Genomic DNA, 16,421 nt, shown 5'->3' on the forward strand with positions numbered 1-16,421 from the left:
CCGGCGCTCAGTCGGCGGGCGACTGGCCGCGCACGAGGGGTACGAGGCCCTCGAGGCGACCGACCTCCTCGACGTTGTGCCGCACCCACGCCCGGCACCGGTGCGCCGGCATGACCCGGCGGGTGAGCCACCAGTTGACCGGGAGCCACCCGGGGAGCACCGAGCCGATCTCCATCGTGCTTACGTAGTGCGTGCCCTCGACGCCCGGTGACCACGTGTGCTCGAGCATGAACACCCGCACCCCGAGCCGGCGCTGCACGAGACGGATGCCCGTCGCATCGAGCTTCTCCACGCGCTCGACGACGTCGATGAGGTTCTGCTGCACCGCCCCGAAGGCCTCGACGATGCGGAACCGCGCGCCCTCGTCGGCCCCACCGCCGTGGCCCGGACGCTCGAGCGCCCAGTGCAGGTGGTCACGCGGGTGCCAGGCGCGGTAGCGCGAGGTCTCCTCGCCGTCGACGTGGCAGCTGCCCCCGATGTGCGAGAACCACCACAGCAGGTCCTCGGGCTCGAGCCCGGCGAGCGGCCGGTGCACGATCGTCACACGACGTCGCCCCCGGGGCAGCTCGGTGACCCGCCACGTCGCCGACTCGAGGTGCCGGTACCCCAGCGAGTCCTCGGACCCGTCCGCCGCCCGGACCACCCACGGCGGGCCCGCGCCGGTGGGCGCGGTCACGGGGGAGCGCCCGCACCACCCGGCCGGGCCGGGCGGAGGGTGAAGTCGCAGCGCGGCGCCCCGGTGGCCATCGTGCCGAGTCGGGTGAACCGGACCGAGCGGGGCATCCGCTCGTAGGCGAGCTCGTCGCCGTGGCAGAACACGGGCGTCAGCTCCGCGGCGCCGTAGTGGCGCAGGAGCCGCAGGTAGTGGCACGCGGAGAAGTCGAAGGCCAGCGCGCGGTCGTCGTCCCGGGTCCAGTCGATGGTGAAGCCGGCGGCCGGGAACATCCGGGGCACGAGCCGGCGGGTCAGGGCGCGCAACGAGCGGAAGGGGAGGTGCATCCGGTCGAGCAGGCCGACGACGGCCAGCGCGGGGGCCATCTGCGCCTCGACGAGCGCCATGACCTCCGCGCGGGCCGGGACGACGTCCGTCCCGGCCCGACGCAGGGCGCGGTACACCCCGAGCGCCGGTGCGACGGACTGCTCCAGGTGGAACCGCAGGACCGCCGAGTCGTCCGCCCACTCGGGCCGGTCGGCGAGCACGGCCCGGTACTCCGCCTCGACGGCGGCCATGGCGTCGTCGGGCCGCCCCAGGGCGCTCACGACGGCGGGCCGCGCGGCGAGCGCGCGCCGCCACCACCGGCGACGGGGCAGGCGGCGGGCGCTCATCCGGCACCGCCGGGTCCGGCGGATGTCATCGTCACGACCTCCTCCCGGCCCCGCCCGGGACCGCTCACCCGAGGATCGCGCCCCGGGGGGCTCGCGGTCCAGCCCCCGACCGGCCCGGTTCGGCGACCGGCCGGGTCAGGCATCCTCCTTGCGGAACGTCGAGGTGCCCCACCACATCGCGACGACGAAGAGGCCGAGGGCCCAGAGGGACCCGAAGAGCACCTTGTCGTTGCCGAAGTCCCCGAGGAAGGTCGAGCGCACGGCGTCGGTGATCCACTTGACCGGCATGAAGTCGCTGACGTTCTGGAGCCACTGCTTGCCGAGCGTCATCGGCAGGAGGATGCCCGAGAGCAGGAGCACGGGCATCATCACGACGTTGATGACCGGGGCCATGACGTCCTCGCTCTTCGTGGTCAGGGCCAGCGCGTTCGATGCCGCGGCGCAGGCTCCGCCCATGAGCATGGTCAGCACGACGCCGAGCGCGGCACCGCCCGCCGAGGCGTCCATCCCGAGCACGTACCCGAGCCCGATGAGCACGAGCGCCTGGACGAAGAGCTGGAGCAGGTCGCGCCAGAGCCGACCGGTCAGGAGGGCCACGCGGCTCGCCGGCGTGACCCGCTCGGCCTCGACCACGCCGTCGCGCCACTCGGAGATGAGCCCGAAGCCGGCGAAGAACGCGCCGAAGAGCCCGAGCTGCACGAGCATGCCCGGCACGAAGAAGGTCCAGCTGTTGGCGTAGCCGAACTGCTTCGCGATGGGCTCGAGCAGCGGACCGAAGAGGAACAGGTAGAGCACCGGCTGCATGAGGCCGATGAGGACCCACGCAGGGTTGCGCAGGTTCATCCGCAGCTGGCGCCGGAACACGATGAAGGACTCGCGGAGAAAGGTCATGCGGGCACTCCTGCCTCGACGGGATCGGCTGTGGCGGAGGTCGACTCGGCGTCACGCAGCGAGCGACCGGTCAGGGTGAGGAAGACGTCGTCCAGCGTCGGCCGCTTGACCTCGAGGGACGACAGCTCGATGCCCGCGCCGCTGAGGTCGGCCATCAGGCTGGGCACGACCTGCGCGGCCCGGGGCACGCGACCCCGGGCGTGTGCGCCCTCGACCTCGACGCTCCCGGCGACGGACTCCAGGCGTGCGGCGGCCTCACCGACGCGCTGGTGGTCGGTGACCTCGAGGTCGACGAGGTCGCCGGCCACCTGGGCCTTGAGGTTGTCGCTGGTGTCCGCGGCGACGATCGTGCCGTGGTCGATGATGACGATGCGGTCCGAGAGCGCGTCGGCCTCGTCGAGGTAGTGCGTCGTGAGGAAGACGGTGGCGCCGCGCCGCCGGCGCAGGTCGGCGATGTGCTCCCAGAGGTTGGCCCGGGCCTGGGGGTCCAGCCCGGTGGTCGGCTCGTCGAGGAAGACGAGCGTGGGGTCGTGGACGAGGCCCATCGCGATGTCGAGGCGGCGCCGCTGGCCACCGGACATCGACTTCGGCTGCCGGGTCCAGAGGCCGGGCAGGTCGAGCTGCTCGAAGAGCTCCTTGCCGCGGCGGGTGGCCTCCCGGCTGGAGAGGCCGTAGAGCATCCCGTGGTCGACGACCTCGTCGCCGGCGCGCGCGAAGCTGCCGGTGGAGCCGCTCTGCGAGACGTACCCGATGCGCCGGCGGACCTCCGCCGAGTCGCGCACGACGTCGTACCCGGCGACCGTGGCGGTGCCGGCGGTCGGCCGCAGCAGCGTCGTGAGCATCCGCAGGGTCGTCGTCTTGCCGGCGCCGTTCGGGCCGAGGAAGCCGACGACCTCACCCTCCGCGACGTCGAGGTCGACGCCGTCGACGGCGCGGACCTCCTTCTTCTGGCGACCCTCGCGCGTCTCGAAGGTCTGCACGAGTCCTCGTGCGGTGATCATGAACCCTCCCGATGGGTATTCAACCTTGAACATCGACAGTGTGCGGCCGGGCTCGCGGCGGCGTCAAGCGAGATGCGCGGGGCGCGCCGGGTGGTGTGCACGGGAGGGTGGACCGGCGCCGGCCGCGGAACTCATCGGTCCGGGCGCGCGCGGTTCGGGGGCAGGATGCCGCGGGCGGCGGGGGTGCCGTGGCGGTGTGGCGTCAGCCGCGGGCGATGAGCTCGAGGTAGCGCGCGCGGTCGCGGGCCATCACCCAGCCGGGGTCGTCGTCGCGGGGGACCCAGCTCGGCTGCTCGCCGAGGAGGTCGAGCTCACCGGCCCGGACCCGCTGCTGCGTCGTGACGAGCCACTCGCGCTCGGTCTGCGCGAGCCCCATCCAGAGGTCGGCCATCGCGCGGACGTGGGGCGGGGAGTGCTCCATGCCCCCCTGCTCGGCGAGCTGGCGGCGCACCCCGGCGTCGAGGGCGGCCAGTCGGGCGGAGAGCGCCTCGGCGACCTCGTCGCGCGGCACGAGGGCCATCAGGGCGAGCGCGGTGTGGAACCCCAGCGGGGAGAGGAGGTCGACGGTCTCCATCGCAGCCCGCCACATCCGGGCGAACGCGTGGCGCCCGGTCTCCGTCGTGGTGTAGACGGCGACCGGGCGGCTCCCGTCGACGAGGTCGTGCCGGGCGAGCTCCCCCCGCCCCGTGAGCGTCGCCAGCCCGGAGTAGATCGAACCGGGGTTGACGTGCGCCCACTCCTGGACGTTCCAGGACAGCAGCTCCCGGCGGATCTGGTAGCCGTTGACCGGCTCGAAGATCATGACGGAGCCGAGGAGGAGCAGACGCGTCTCGGTGGCCGCCATGCGCGCAGTCTAGGAGCCGACCCTCGTGGAGGTCAGGCGCAGTCGAGGCAGATGCTGGTGCCCGGCTTGGACTCCTGGGAGCGGTGCACGAGCAGGAAGCAGCTCATGCAGGAGAACTCGTCGGCCTGGCGCGGGATGACCCGCACCTCGAGGGAGAGGTCGGAGAGGTCGGCGCCGGGCAGGGTGTGCCCGTCGACGGCCTCGGTGTCCTCCTCGAGGAGGTCGGTGGCGGTGCGCGCGCGGGAGGCGTTCAGCTCGACGAGGTTGTCGGGCTTGTCCTCCTCGCCCTCGCGGACCCGGGGAGCGTCGTAGTCGGTGGCCATGATCGGGGACCTTTCGGTGGTGGCGTCGGGCCCGGACGATGGTCCGGGCCCGTGGGTCTGAGGGCCTGCTGTCGAACGGTGTCGGCGGTGGGGTGAAGGTCCTGTCGGCGTGTGAACGAAGGGATGGTGCCCGTGTGTTCCCGTCCTCGTCGTCGGTGGACCAAGGGCACCCGGCGACGACCCCGGCTCAGCGGACGAGCCCCAGGGTGAGGGCGGTGGCGAGCGCGGTCAGCAGGCCGACGGTCGGGACCCAGGCCCAGTGCACGTGACGGGTGGCGGCCTCGCGGCGCGCGTGCCCTCGCTCGGCCCTCCGGAGACGGCGGGGCAAGGTCAACGGTGCCGACGGCGTGTGGGGCTCGTCGGAGACCGGAGTGGCTGCGGGAGAACGCTGCCCGGCGATGACCGACTCGTCCGGCTGCTCGCGCAGGAGAGCGGCGCCCACGACCTCCAGCGCGGCCGGCGCGCGGCCCGGGTGGGCATCGGGCAGGCCCAGCCGCTCGCCGAGCTCGCGGGCGCTCGCCGGGCGGTCCTCGGCGCGCTTGGCCAGGCACTGCTCGATGACCGAGCGGAGCGACCCGGTGACGTGGTCGGGCAGCGGCGGAGGCGGGTCGTTGACCTGGGCCAGGGCCGTCGCCACCGGGGTGTTCTTGTCGAACGGCCGCTTGCCGGTGAGCATCTCGTGGGCGACGACCCCGAGGGCGTAGAGGTCGCTGGCGCCGGTGGCCGGCTCGCCGAGGGCCTGCTCGGGGGACAGGTAGTGGGGCGTGCCGAGGACCTCACCGGTGAGGGTGTGGCCGCTGCCGTCGAGGGCCCGGGCGATGCCGAAGTCCGTGAGCTTCACGACGCCGTCGTCGCGGACGAGGATGTTCGCCGGCTTGACGTCACGGTGCACGACCCCCGCCTCGTGGGCGGCGCCGAGCGCCAGGGCCGCCTGGGTGAGGACGGAGCGCACCTTCTCGGTGGTCTGGGCCCCCTCGCGGCGCACGAGGGCGGAGAGGGGCTCGCCCTCGACGAGCTCCATCACGAGGTAGGCGAGGGTGCCCTCCTCGCCGTAGTCGTAGACCGTCGCGATGTTCGGGTGCGACAGGGCCGCGGTGTAGAGGGCCTCGGCGCGGAAGCGGCGGGCGAACAGCGGTTCACCTTCGATGCTCGGTCGCAGGACCTTGACGGCGACCGTGCGCCCGAGGGTGCGGTCCTCGGCCTGCCACACGTCGCCCATGCCGCCGGAGGCGATGCGGGACCCGAGCAGGTAGCGCTCCCCGAGCAGGTAGCCCTGCTCGAGGCGGTTCACCGCTGTCCCGTTCGCACGCCGCGATGCTACCCGCCGCCGGAGCCCTGACATGCCGGACCTGACCTGCGATGTCGAAAGTTTGTCGAAACCTGCCCGGATGGCCGGGTCAGCGGCCGCGGTGGGCGCGGGACGCCTGCGACGGGAGGGGCTCGAGGACGACGTCGTGGCCGCTCCCCGACCGCTCGGGAGCAGGCGCCGGCTCGCCGGCGCGGCGACGCATCCGCCGGCCCTCGCGGACCCGGTCGTCGTACTTCTCCTGCGCCTTGTCGGCCCCCGAGGAGTCCTTGAGCGGCAGCTGGAGGGTGTGCTCGGCCTTGATGCCGGCCTCGAGCTCACGGACCCGCTCGAGCTGGGCGTCGACCTCGGCGCCGAAGAGCAGCGCGAGGTTCGTGATCCACAGCCAGAGGAGGAAGACGACGATGCCGGCGAGCGAGCCGTACGTCTTGGCGTACGAGCCGAAGGTCGTCACGTAGAAGCCGAAGCCGACCGAGGCGACGAGCCACACGCCGATGGCCACGGCCGCCCCGACCGAGACCCAGCGGAATCGCGGCTGGCGCACGTTGGGCGTCCAGTAGTAGAGGACGGCGACCATCACGACGACCACGCCGAGCATCACCGGCCACTTGGCGACGTCGAAGACGGTGACCGTGGCGGCCTCCAGCCCGATGCGCTCCCCGACGACCGTCGAGATCGGGCCGCTGACCACGAGGCCGACGAGCACGACGGCGGCCATGAGGACGAGCCCGAGGGTGATGAGCACCTGCTGCGGGCGCAGCTTCCAGACCGGGCGGCCCTCGGGCACCTGGTAGACGCGGTTCATCGCCCGGCCGAAGGCGCCGACGTAGCCGGAGGCGGAGAACAGCGCCGTGCCGATGCCGAGGACGAGGGCGAACCCGGCGCCGCTGGCGCCGACCATCGAGCGGATGGGGTCCTCGAGCTGGTCGGCGGCGTCGCCCTGACCGAGCTGCCGCACGACGTCGAGGAGCGCCTGAGTGGTGGACTCGCCCTGCCCGAAGACGCCGAGCAGCGAGACGAGCGCGAGGATCGCCGGGAAGACCGCGAGCACCGAGTAGTAGGTGAGCGCCGCGGCGAGGTCGGTGCACTGGTCGCGCTGGAACTCGGCGAAGGCGGAGGTCGCCGTGGTGCGCCACCCGCGGGGGCTGACCTCGGTGGGCGAGTCGGCCTTGCCGCCACCCGACCCCGCCGAGGCGCGGCCGGAGCGCGCGGCCGTCGGTGCGCGGCGGGTGCGCTCCGCGGTGGCTCCCTCGGTGCTCATGACGTCCTCACGGTGGGCGGTGGGGCGGCAGCGGCCTCCCCGGTCCGACCCAACCTAGCCCGGTGCGGGAGCATCCGCGCAGGTGAGGGTCGCGTGGACCCGGGGACCCGCGGGCGCGGGCACCACCTGCGAGACTGCCGGGGTGAGCAGCGACGGAGGACGGCCCCTGCCGCGCCGACCCGTGCGCTTCGGGCCGGACGCGCTCGAGGCGCACGGTGGCACCCTGCCCGGGCCGGCCGAGACCACCGAGGTCGCCCACCAGACCGCCGCCATCCTCGTCGGGGCCGGCCGCTCGGCGCACGACCCCGAGGTCACCTCGCGCCTCGTCGGCCTCGTCGACGACCTCGGGCTCTCGACCGTCGCCGACCTGTGGGCCGCCCGGCCCGCGCGCTCGCTGCCGGGGGCGCTGTGGCGGCTGTACGCGCTGCGCGAGTGGGTGCGCCGCAGCCCCGAGCAGGCCAGCCGCGAGTACGGCTCGGGCATCAGGTTCACCGATGTCGCCCACGCCGTGGCCGGCATCGCCGAGCCGCCTCTGCCCGAGGAGCTGCAGCGGGTCGCCGACCAGATCCTGGCCGGCGTCTTCGACGGCGACCTCGCCGTCGCGCTCGAGCGGGCGGCCGCGTTCTGCGCCGTCATCGCCGCGGGCCGCGCCGAGCTCGCCCACGACAGCGACGTCCTCGACCCCTCCGGCGCCACCGACCTCACCCGCACCGGCGCCGCCCTGCTGGCGACCGGGGAGGACCTGCGCGCCTGCGCCAACCTCTGGCGCTCCGGCGACCTCGACTGAGCGTCGCCGGCGACGGGGCCCTGACCTGCGGGGACGGCCTGCGGCGCGAGGAACATCCGCTGTCGGGAACACCCTCGGGGGAGGTTCGCGTTAGGGTCTTCCGTGGGTGCCGGACCGCGGCAGCCCCGGGTCCCAACATCAGCCGCTACGAGCGGCCACGCGCCGTGAGGCGCTCCCGGTCCGGCACCCGCCACCGTCCTTCCACGCGGCGGAAAACTCCCTGTGGACATCCGGCGTCCTCCCAGACCCCGGCCCTACGGTGGGGTCCATGCCCGAGGACCCGTCGCTCACGGACGCCGATCTCCAGCGCGAGATCGACCTCGTCGGCGCGCTCGTCCTCGAGGCCAGCGAGTCCGACGGCCCGATGACGCAGGAGCGCATCGACGAGATCCTCGGGGTCGAGGACGACGACGGGGACGAGCCGGCCGCCGCGACCCCGGTGGAGCCGTCCGACGGCTGAGGACGACGGGACGCCGGATGCCGGGTCCCGTGCGTGCCGCACCCGGCGGGGCCCTAGCCTGTACCCAGACCAGGCCGACCTCCCGGAGTGCGCATCGTGGGCTTTCGCCTCACCCCCCAGGACCCCACCTTCTACGACCTGTTCGCCGCGTCCGCGCAGCAGCTGGTCGAGGGGGCCGGGGCGCTGACGGCGCTCCTCGGCGCGGAAGCCGCTGAGCGCGAGGCGATCCTGTCGCGGATGCACGAGATCGAGGCCGCGGCCGACGACGCGACGCACGCGATCGTCCGCAAGGTCGCCGGCTCGTTCGTCACGCCGTTCGACCGCGCCGACATCCACGCGCTCGCCGTCGCCCTCGACCAGTGCGTCGACCTGATGGAGGCCGCCGTCGACCTCATCGTCCTGTATCAGGTCGACGAGGTGCTGCCGCGGGTCGCCAAGCAGGTCGAGGTCATCTCACGGATGGCCGACCTCACCCACGACGCCATGCCGCGGCTGCGCTCGATGAAGGAGATGGGCGCCTACTGGGTGGAGATCAACCGGCTCGAGAACCGGGCGAACAAGCAGTACCGCCGGATGCTCGCCGAGCTCTTCAACGCCAAGAAGGCCGATGCCATCACGGTGATGAAGCACAAGGACATCATCGACGCGCTCGAGGCGACGGCGAACGGCTTCGAGCACGTCGCGCTGACCGTCGAGGCGATCGCCGTCCGGGAGTCCTGACCGGTCGTGGAGTGGCTGCCCGCCGCGCTCGTCGTCGTCCTGGCGATGGGCTTCACGTACACGAACGGCTTCCACGACGCCGCGAACGCCATCGCCACGTCGGTGTCGACGCGGGCGCTGACGCCGCGCATCGCGCTCGGGCTGGCGGCCGTGATGAACCTGCTCGGCGGCTTCGTCGGGGTGCGGGTGGCCGAGACCATCGGCGGGGACATCGTGTCCGTGCCGGCGGGGGCGACGGGCATCGTGCTGTGCGTGGGTGCGCTGGTCGGGGCGACGGGGTGGAACCTGCTGACGTGGTGGCGGGGGCTGCCGTCGTCGTCGACGCACGCGCTCATCGGCGGGCTCGGTGGGGCGGCGCTCGCTGCGGGGGCAACCGTCAAGTGGGACAGCGTGATCGACAAGGTCGCCATCCCGATGATCGTGTCACCGGTGGTCGGGCTGGTGGGCGGCTTCGGGGTGATGACGCTCATCCTCTGGCTGTTCCGGCGGGCGCGGCCGGGGCCGGCGGTGCGCGGGTTCCGGTACGCGCAGACCGTGTCCGCGGCCGCGATGGCCTTCGGGCACGGGATGCAGGACGCGTCGAAGACGGCCGGCGTCGTGGCGCTGGCGCTCGTCGCGGGCGGGCACCGGTCGGCGGCGGACGGGTCGATCCCGTGGTGGGTCATCGCGCTGTCGGCGGTCGTGCTGTCGGCCGGGACGTACGCGGGCGGGTGGCGCATCATGCGGACGCTGGGGCGCGGCATCATCCACCTCGACCCGCCGCAGGGCTTCGCGGCCGAGGCGGCGGCGGCGTCGGTGCTGTGGGTGGCCACGATGACCGGCGCACCGATCTCCACGACGCACGCGATCACGGCGGCCATCACCGGGGTGGGGTCGACCCGGTCGGCCAAGGCGGTGCGGTGGGGCGTGGCGCGCTCGATCGTCGTGGCGTGGGTGCTGACCTTCCCCGGCGCCGGCCTGGCCGCCGCCCTCGTCTACCTCGTCCTCTCCCCCTTCACCTGACCCCCCGGCACCCGACTTATTGCCCAGAACCCACGTCGAAGGGCCGAAATTCGCCCCGTCGGCGTGGGTTCTGGGCAATACGTCGGTCTCGGCGTCGTCCACAGGGTGGGTGCACGGCCGCAGCCGTCCACAGGACGCCCCACCCCCCTCGACGCAGGGCCCGTCGACGTCGACCGTGGGTCGATGGACCCCACGCCACCGCCGCCGTTCACCCGGGCCGAGGGACTCGCCTCCGGATGGACCGAGCGCCGGATCGACGGAGCCCTGGGACGCGGCGAGCTCACCCGCGTCGCGCCCGGGCTCTACGCGCCGGCGCCGGTCTGGGAGGTGCTGCGTCCGTGGGAACGGCACCTCGCCCTCGCCCGCACCGCCGCTCGCGCCACCCCGGACGCGATCGTCAGCCACGCCAGCGCGGCGGCGCTGCTGGGGCTGCCCATGCCGCCGACGCCACCGCAGCGAGCGACGATGACGCTGCTCGACGACTCCCGCACCTCACGGGACGACGCCTGGCGGCAGTTCCACCGTGGACGGACCCCGCCGGCCCACGTCTGGATCCGCGGCGGGACGCCGCACCTGGTCCCGGCGAGGACGGCCGTCGACTGCCTCCGCGAGCTCCCGGCCGCGGACGCGCTGGCCGTCGTCGACGGTGCTCTACGCCGTGGCGTCGTCACCACGGCGGGGCTTCGCGCGATGCGCGAGCACGAGCGGCGATGGCCCGGCATCGCGGTGGCCGACGACATCCTCGCCCTCGCCGACGGGCGTCGGGAGTCGTGGCTGGAGTCCGTCAGCGCGTGGTCCTTCCACCGGCAGGGCCTGCCAGCCGGTGTTCCCCAGGTCGTGGTCCTCGACGAGCGGGGCCACTTCGTCGGGCGCACCGATGTCGCGTGGGCCGAGCAGGGCGTCATCGGGGAGGCCGACGGCCGGGGCAAGTACCTCGCCGACGCGCCGACCGGGGAGCCGCTGGACGAGCTCGCTGCCCGCCGCGTGGTCGCGCAGGGCGTGCGGGAGAGCCGCATCCGCGACCTCGGGCTGGAGGTGGTGCGCTGGGACACCTCGGATGCGCTGAGCGGGGACGACCGCTTGGAGGTGCGTTGGCGGGCCGCTGCGGCGCGGGCCCGCCCGGAGCTGTTCCGGGGGCGGCTGGTGTGCTCGTGCTGCTACCGCGACCTCACTGATTGCGCAGAACCCACCTGGACGGGCCGCCGGTGGGCCTCGTGAGGTGGGTTCTGGGCAATAAGTCGGGTGGATTGGGGGTCAGCCGAAGCGGCCGCTGATGTAGTCCTCGGTCGCCTTCTCGGTGGGGTTGGAGAAGATGCGCTGGGTGTCGCCGACCTCGACGAGGCGCCCCGGCTCACCCGTCGCCTTGAGGTTGAAGAACGCCGTCTGGTCCGAGACCCGTGCCGCCTGCTGCATGTTGTGCGTGACGATGACGATCGTGTACTCGGACTTCAGGTCGTTGACGAGGTCCTCGATGGCCAGCGTCGAGATCGGGTCGAGCGCCGAGCACGGCTCGTCCATGAGCAGCACCTGCGGGTTGACCGCGATGGCCCGGGCGATGCACAGGCGCTGCTGCTGGCCGCCGGACAGTCCCGCCCCCGGCTTGTCGAGCCGGTCCTTGACCTCGGTCCAGAGGTTGGCGCCCCGGAGCGACTTCTCGACGACGTCGTCGAGCACCGACTTCTTCTTGATCCCGTTGAGCCGCAGCCCGGCCGCCACGTTGTCGCGGATCGACATGGTGGGGAACGGGTTCGGACGCTGGAACACCATGCCAACCGTCCGCCGCACCGCCACCGGGTCCATCGAGGAGGCGTAGAGGTCCTGGTCGTCGAGCATCACCGACCCGTGCACGCGACCGCCGGGGATCACCTCGTGCATCCGGTTCAGCGTCCGCAGCACGGTCGACTTGCCGCAGCCGGACGGGCCGATGAAGGCGGTGACGGAGCGGGGCTCCACGGTCATCGTCACGCCCTCGACGGCCTTGAAGTCGCCGTAGTAGATGTCGAGGTCCTTGACGTCGATGCGCTTGGCCATGGTGTCGGTGTCTCTTTCGTCCCGGTGGGGGTGGTCGCGGGTTCGGCTGGGGGAGAGGGGGTTCAGCTCTTGACCTTGCTGAAGCGCCCGATGAAGCGGCCCAGCAGGTTGAGCAGGAAGATCAGGAGGATGAGGGTGAGCGCGGCGCCCCAGACCCGGTCCAGCGCCGGCTGGAGGTTCTCGCTGCGGCTCTGGTTGATCATCGTCGGCAGGGTCGCCATGTTCGTGGCGAAGAGGTCGGTGACGATGACGGGCGTGTACGGGCCGAGCACGAGCAGCGGCGCCGTCTCGCCCATGACCCGGGCGACGCCGAGCAGCACGCCGGTGACGATGCCCGAGAACGCGGTCGGGAGGACGACCTTGAAGATCGTCTTCCACTTCGGCACCCCGAGCGCGTACGAGGCCTCGCGCAGCTCGTTCGGCACGAGCTTGAGCATCTCCTCGGTCGAGCGCACGATCGTCGGGATCATCAGCAGGACGAGGGCGAGGCACACGGCGAAGGCCACCCGCTGGAAGCCGAACGTCGAGACCCACAGGGCGTAGACGAAGAGGGCGGCCACGATGGACGGGATGCCGGTGAGGATGTCGACCATGAACGAGACCGCCCGCGCCAGCCGGCCGCGGCCGTACTCGACGAGGTAGATGGCGGTCATGATGCCGATGGGCACCGAGATCGCGGCGGTCACCGCGGCCTGGATGAGCGTGCCCTGGATGGCGTGCACCGCTCCGCCGCCGACGCGGCGGTCGGTGATGCCGGACTGCGAGTTGGTCCACCACTGCGACTCGAGCAGCATCGAGCCGCCCTTGAGGATGGTCGACACGAGGATCCACGCCAGGGGGATGACGCCGAGCGCGAACGCCGTCCACATCACGACGCGAGCGAGGTTGTCCCGCACCGCCCGTGAGCCGGACTTGCCGCCGAGGTCCTCCGGGGGACCGGTGGCCGGCCCGCTGCCGCGGGTGCTCGTCTCGAGCTCGATGGTGCTCATTCGGAGAAGGCCTTCCTGCGCTCGATGACGATGCGGGCGATCGCGTTGACGACGAAGGTCAGGACGAAGAGGACGAGTCCGGCGGCGATGAGGGCGCCGGTGCTCGTCGCGGTGTTCGCCTCCTGGATCCCGAGGGCGATCTTCGAGGCGAACGTCGCGCCGCCGTTGAAGATCGAGGACGAGAACGCCGACCCGTCGTTGAGGGCCGACAGGAGGATGGTCACCGCGAGCGTCTCGCCGAGCGCGCGCCCGAGGCCGAGCATCGCGGCGCTGATGACGCCCGGCTTGCCGAAGGGCAGGACGGCGGTGCGGATCATCTCCCACTGCGTCGCCCCGAGCGCCAGCGCGCCCTCCTTGTGGGGCGTGGGCACCTGCGCGAACACCTCGCGCGAGATGGCGGTGACGATCGGCAGCACCATGATCGCGAGGATGACGCCGGCGAAGGCGAGCGTGCTCTTCGCGCTGGGCGTCCCGTCGTAGGAGAAGAAGGGGAGCCACCTGAGGGCGCCGTCGACGACCTTCGCGAACGGCTCGAAGTACTGCCCCGCGATGGTCAGCCCCCAGAAGCCGAAGACGATCGAGGGGACGGCGGCGAGCAGGTCGATGGTCGCCGCGGCGGGCCGGGAGAGCCAGGCCGGCGCGTACTGCGTGATGAAGAGGGCGATGGCGACCCCCAGCGGCACGGCGATGGCCATCGCGATGATCGAGGTGACGACCGTGGCCCACAGCAGGTCCACGATGCCGAAGCGCGGGTCCGCGCCGGCGGTCGACCACTCGCGCGAGGTGAGGAAGCTCGCCTGGTTCGCCTGGAGGGCCGGGATGGCCTGGGCGACGAGGAAGACCCCGACGAGGGTCACGAGGGCGATGACGAGGATCCCGGAGGCCGTCGCGGCCCCGCCGAAGAGCCGGTCGCCCATCCGGCCGGTGCCGGCACCGTCGCCGTGGAGGGGGGCCCGGCCGTCCGGGCCGGGTAGCTCGTCGCTGGCCGAGTGGCCGGTGATGGAGGTCGTCACGAGGGTCCTCGTCGTTCCTGTCGTCGGGGTCGGTCGGTGGCCGTGCCGAGGGGGCGGACCGGGTCGCGGTCCGCCCCCTCGCGGTCAGGTCAGCGGCCGGGGCCGCTGCTCCCGGGTGGTCAGGACAGCGCCTCGATGGCGGCCTCGACCTTGGTCTGGACCGAGCTCGGGAGCGGGGCGTAGCCGATCTCCTCGAGGCTCTTCTGGACGTCGGCGGAGGCGAAGTGCTTGAGGAAGGACTTGATGTTCTTGCCCTTCTCGGCGTCCTTGTTCTTGGAGCAGACGACCTCGTAGGTGACGAGGAGGATCGGGTAGGCGCCGGCCTCCTTGGTCGCGTAGTCGAGCTTGAGGCGCAGGTCGTTGCCCTCGCCGTCGGGCTGGGCGGCCTCGACGGCCTTGCCGACGGTCTCACCGGTCAGCTCGACGGCACCGCCGCCGTTGTCGACCTTCGCGACGCCGAGGTCGTTGTCCTTGGCGTAGCTCCACTCGACGTAGGTGATGCCGCCGTCGGTGGACTTCACGCCCTCGGCGACACCGGCCGACTTCTCCTTGCCCTCGCCCTTGCCGGTCCACTTCTTCGCCGGCTCGGCGGTCCAGCCACCGTCGGAGGCGGCCGCGAGGTACTTGGTGAAGTTCTCGGTGGTGCCCGACTCGTCGGAGCGGAAGAAGACCTTGATCGCGGTCGACGGGAGGGTGACGCCGGGGTTGACCGCGGCGATCTTCGGGTCGTTCCAGGTCGTGATCCTGCCGTTGAAGATGTCGGCGGCGACGGCCGGCGTCAGGGTGAGCGAGTCGACGCCCTGGACGTTGAACGCGATCGCGATCGGGCCGGTGACCATGGGGAGGTTCCAGGCGGGGGAGCCGCAGGTCTCGGCGGCGGCGTCGGCCTCGACCACGCCGTCCTTCTCCTCGGTCTTCAGCGCCGAGTCGGAGCCCGCGAAGTCGACCTGGCCGGCGATCATCTGCTTGATGCCCGCGCCCGAGCCGGTCGGGTTGTAGTTGACCTGGGCGCCGGAGCAGGCGGCCTTGAAGGAGGCGGCGGCCTCGTCGAAGGCGTTCTTCTGGGCGGAGGAGCCCTCGGCGTTCAGGGTGCCGTCGAAGCAGTCCGCGGCGGCGGCGGAACCGCTCGAACCGCTGCCCGCGGTGGTCCCCGCAGCCGCGTTGTTGTCCGTACCGCAGCCCGCGAGGGCGATGGAGCCGACCAGGGCGATGCTCGCGATCTGGCCGAAGCGGAGGGTCTTCACAGGTGTACCTCTCGGAGGTCAAGGGAGTCTGGGCGCCGGTCATCGGTGACCGACGCTCCGGACGGTAGGGACGCCGGATGACGTGGTGGCCCGTCACGGGTGAACGCCGCGTGAACGTCACCCGAGCACTCGTCGACGGGACGGTCAGCCGCCGGTGCCGCGGCCCAGGGCAGGGGCGACGAGAACTGACACATTCGTCAGCTGTGGTCGCCGAGACCCAAGGCTGGGGCGACGAGAACTGACACATTCGTCAGTTGTCGTCGCCCGCCGGGTCAGGGGAGGTGGCGCTCGACGGCGACGACGCGCGCCGAGGCCCCGGCCCCGGCGAGGTGGCAGACCAGCGCCTCGCCCTTGACGAGCTTCTCGCGCCCCGCGTCCCGCAGCCGGGCGACCTGCTCGTCCTCGCTCGCGCCGGCCAGCCCGACCAGGACCTCGACGAGCGCCGGGAGCACCGGCCCGTGGGAGCACAGCACCGTGGGGCGCGCCTGCTCGACGATCTTCTGGAGCCGGCGCACCGCCTTGGCCGGGTCGTCGGCGAATCCCTCCTCGGACAGCCCGTTCCGCGTGCGCACCTTCATCCCGGACGCGGCGGCGAAGGGCACGACGGTGTCGACGCAGCGCAGCGAGGGTGACGAGACGACCCGCTCCGGTCCGTACGCCTCCAGCACCCCGACCAGCCCGGCGGCGCGCTCGCGGCCGGTGCGGTCCAGCGGCCGCAGCGTGTCGAGCTCGCCCTCCCACGACCCGCGGGCGACGGCGTGGGCGTGCCGCACGACCACCAGCGGCCAGGTGTCGAGGGTGCCGGCCTGGTGGTGGCGGACGAGGGCTCGCAGCTGCTCGCGGTCGCGGGCGTAGTCGAGCCGGTCGTGGGCGATGCGGGGGTCCAGCCACGCCACGTCGTCGATCTCGTTGACCAGGCGCCCGTCACCACCGGTCACCGACGCGGCCCAGTACCGCACGACCTTGTCGCCGGGGCGGCCGTCCTTGTCGAGGAGCGTGTAGCGGGCCTCGGGCAGCGGCACCCCGAGCCGCACCCGCAGCCCGGTCTCCTCGAGGGTCTCGCGGGCGGCGGCCGGCGCCCACTCCTCGCCCGGGTCGAGCTTGCCCTTGGCCCACGACCAGTCGTCGTAGCGCGGGCGGTGGACGAGGGCGACCTCGAGGCCGTGCTCGCGCACCCGCCACGGGAGGGTCCCGGCGGCCGGGATCGTCGTCGGCACGGTGGC

The 16,421-nt window shown here is 72.8% G+C and carries 18 protein-coding genes; 5 read left to right on the forward strand and 13 right to left on the reverse strand.

The window, feature by feature from the left end; all coding sequences use genetic code 11:
* Nucleotides 1–7: 7 nt before the first annotated feature.
* From ACQZ2A_RS16335 to ACQZ2A_RS16370, 8 genes are all read right to left on the reverse strand, one after another.
* Nucleotides 8–676, reverse strand: a complete 669-nt coding sequence (locus ACQZ2A_RS16335; RefSeq protein ID WP_430213287.1) for a hypothetical protein — start codon at nucleotides 674–676, stop codon at nucleotides 8–10.
* Complete coding sequence (locus ACQZ2A_RS16340) at nucleotides 673–1,326, reverse strand: L-2-amino-thiazoline-4-carboxylic acid hydrolase (protein WP_430213288.1); 654 nt, start codon at nucleotides 1,324–1,326, stop codon at nucleotides 673–675. The genes ACQZ2A_RS16335 and ACQZ2A_RS16340 overlap by 4 nt, the downstream gene beginning before the upstream one ends.
* 135 nt (nucleotides 1,327–1,461) lie before the next feature.
* A complete protein-coding gene (locus ACQZ2A_RS16345) occupies nucleotides 1,462–2,217 on the reverse strand; it encodes an ABC transporter permease (protein WP_430213290.1) in 756 nt (251 codons plus the stop codon).
* Complete coding sequence (locus ACQZ2A_RS16350; RefSeq protein WP_430213292.1) at nucleotides 2,214–3,218, reverse strand: ATP-binding cassette domain-containing protein; 1,005 nt, start codon at nucleotides 3,216–3,218, stop codon at nucleotides 2,214–2,216. Before ACQZ2A_RS16350 ends, ACQZ2A_RS16345 begins: the two co-directional genes overlap by 4 nt.
* A 202-nt stretch (nucleotides 3,219–3,420) precedes the next feature.
* A complete protein-coding gene (locus ACQZ2A_RS16355) occupies nucleotides 3,421–4,062 on the reverse strand; it encodes a PadR family transcriptional regulator (protein ID WP_430213293.1) in 642 nt (213 codons plus the stop codon).
* A gap of 32 nt (nucleotides 4,063–4,094) precedes the next feature.
* Entirely contained in the window at nucleotides 4,095–4,385 is a 291-nt protein-coding gene (locus ACQZ2A_RS16360) for a DUF4193 family protein (protein WP_430213295.1), read from the reverse strand.
* 187 nt (nucleotides 4,386–4,572) lie between these two features.
* Entirely contained in the window at nucleotides 4,573–5,676 is a 1,104-nt protein-coding gene (locus ACQZ2A_RS16365) for a serine/threonine-protein kinase (RefSeq protein ID WP_430213297.1), read from the reverse strand.
* A gap of 106 nt (nucleotides 5,677–5,782) precedes the next feature.
* Nucleotides 5,783–6,952: a YihY/virulence factor BrkB family protein gene (locus ACQZ2A_RS16370; protein ID WP_430213299.1), complete on the reverse strand. Its 1,170-nt coding sequence runs from the start codon at nucleotides 6,950–6,952 to the stop codon at nucleotides 5,783–5,785.
* Between the two features lie 142 nt (nucleotides 6,953–7,094).
* On the opposite strand from ACQZ2A_RS16370, the gene ACQZ2A_RS16375 reads away from it, so the two are divergent.
* From ACQZ2A_RS16375 to ACQZ2A_RS16395, 5 genes are all read left to right on the forward strand, one after another.
* Nucleotides 7,095–7,739 (forward strand): hypothetical protein, encoded by a 645-nt coding sequence (locus ACQZ2A_RS16375; protein WP_430213301.1) that lies wholly within the window; start codon nucleotides 7,095–7,097, stop codon nucleotides 7,737–7,739.
* Between the two features lie 268 nt (nucleotides 7,740–8,007).
* Entirely contained in the window at nucleotides 8,008–8,199 is a 192-nt protein-coding gene (locus ACQZ2A_RS16380; RefSeq protein ID WP_430213303.1) for a hypothetical protein, read from the forward strand.
* A gap of 96 nt (nucleotides 8,200–8,295) precedes the next feature.
* Complete coding sequence (locus ACQZ2A_RS16385) at nucleotides 8,296–8,919, forward strand: DUF47 domain-containing protein (RefSeq protein WP_430213304.1); 624 nt, start codon at nucleotides 8,296–8,298, stop codon at nucleotides 8,917–8,919.
* Between the two features lie 6 nt (nucleotides 8,920–8,925).
* Complete coding sequence (locus tag ACQZ2A_RS16390) at nucleotides 8,926–9,921, forward strand: inorganic phosphate transporter (RefSeq protein WP_430213306.1); 996 nt, start codon at nucleotides 8,926–8,928, stop codon at nucleotides 9,919–9,921.
* Between the two features lie 183 nt (nucleotides 9,922–10,104).
* Complete coding sequence (locus ACQZ2A_RS16395; protein WP_430213308.1) at nucleotides 10,105–11,139, forward strand: hypothetical protein; 1,035 nt, start codon at nucleotides 10,105–10,107, stop codon at nucleotides 11,137–11,139.
* A gap of 36 nt (nucleotides 11,140–11,175) precedes the next feature.
* Here ACQZ2A_RS16395 and pstB read toward each other — a convergent pair whose 3' ends face one another.
* From pstB to ACQZ2A_RS16420, 5 genes are all read right to left on the reverse strand, one after another.
* A complete protein-coding gene (gene pstB, locus ACQZ2A_RS16400; protein ID WP_430213310.1) occupies nucleotides 11,176–11,952 on the reverse strand; it encodes a phosphate ABC transporter ATP-binding protein PstB in 777 nt (258 codons plus the stop codon).
* 62 nt (nucleotides 11,953–12,014) lie between these two features.
* Nucleotides 12,015–12,941, reverse strand: coding sequence for a phosphate ABC transporter permease PstA (gene pstA, locus ACQZ2A_RS16405; protein WP_430213312.1), 927 nt, complete (start codon nucleotides 12,939–12,941; stop codon nucleotides 12,015–12,017).
* Entirely contained in the window at nucleotides 12,938–13,954 is a 1,017-nt protein-coding gene (pstC, locus tag ACQZ2A_RS16410) for a phosphate ABC transporter permease subunit PstC (RefSeq protein WP_430213314.1), read from the reverse strand. Before pstC ends, pstA begins: the two co-directional genes overlap by 4 nt.
* 119 nt (nucleotides 13,955–14,073) lie before the next feature.
* The gene (gene pstS / locus ACQZ2A_RS16415) at nucleotides 14,074–15,198 is read right to left on the reverse strand and encodes a phosphate ABC transporter substrate-binding protein PstS (RefSeq protein WP_430213315.1); all 1,125 of its coding nucleotides are present in this window, start codon (nucleotides 15,196–15,198) and stop codon (nucleotides 14,074–14,076) included.
* 272 nt (nucleotides 15,199–15,470) lie between these two features.
* Nucleotides 15,471–16,415, reverse strand: a complete 945-nt coding sequence (locus ACQZ2A_RS16420) for an NUDIX hydrolase (protein WP_430213317.1) — start codon at nucleotides 16,413–16,415, stop codon at nucleotides 15,471–15,473.
* Nucleotides 16,416–16,421: the final 6 nt, after the last annotated feature.

The sequence above is a fragment of the Phycicoccus avicenniae genome (assembly GCF_050496545.1).
Lineage (GTDB): Bacteria > Actinomycetota > Actinomycetes > Actinomycetales > Dermatophilaceae > Phycicoccus > Phycicoccus avicenniae_A.

Bases quoted from the DNA above. Each gene is read 5' to 3' on its own strand.
- ACQZ2A_RS16340 (WP_430213288.1), bottom strand. From the start codon at position 1,326: ATGAGCGCCCGCCGCCTGCCCCGTCGCCGGTGGTGGCGGCGCGCGCTC.
- ACQZ2A_RS16345 (WP_430213290.1), bottom strand. From the start codon at position 2,217: ATGACCTTTCTCCGCGAGTCCTTCATCGTGTTCCGGCGCCAGCTGCGG.
- ACQZ2A_RS16350 (WP_430213292.1), bottom strand. From the start codon at position 3,218: ATGATCACCGCACGAGGACTCGTGCAGACCTTCGAGACGCGCGAGGGT.
- ACQZ2A_RS16355 (WP_430213293.1), bottom strand. From the start codon at position 4,062: ATGGCGGCCACCGAGACGCGTCTGCTCCTCCTCGGCTCCGTCATGATC.
- ACQZ2A_RS16360 (WP_430213295.1), bottom strand. From the start codon at position 4,385: ATGGCCACCGACTACGACGCTCCCCGGGTCCGCGAGGGCGAGGAGGAC.
- ACQZ2A_RS16370 (WP_430213299.1), bottom strand. From the start codon at position 6,952: ATGAGCACCGAGGGAGCCACCGCGGAGCGCACCCGCCGCGCACCGACG.
- ACQZ2A_RS16380 (WP_430213303.1), top strand. From the start codon at position 8,008: ATGCCCGAGGACCCGTCGCTCACGGACGCCGATCTCCAGCGCGAGATC.
- ACQZ2A_RS16395 (WP_430213308.1), top strand. From the start codon at position 10,105: ATGGACCCCACGCCACCGCCGCCGTTCACCCGGGCCGAGGGACTCGCC.
- pstB (WP_430213310.1), bottom strand. From the start codon at position 11,952: ATGGCCAAGCGCATCGACGTCAAGGACCTCGACATCTACTACGGCGAC.
- pstA (WP_430213312.1), bottom strand. From the start codon at position 12,941: ATGAGCACCATCGAGCTCGAGACGAGCACCCGCGGCAGCGGGCCGGCC.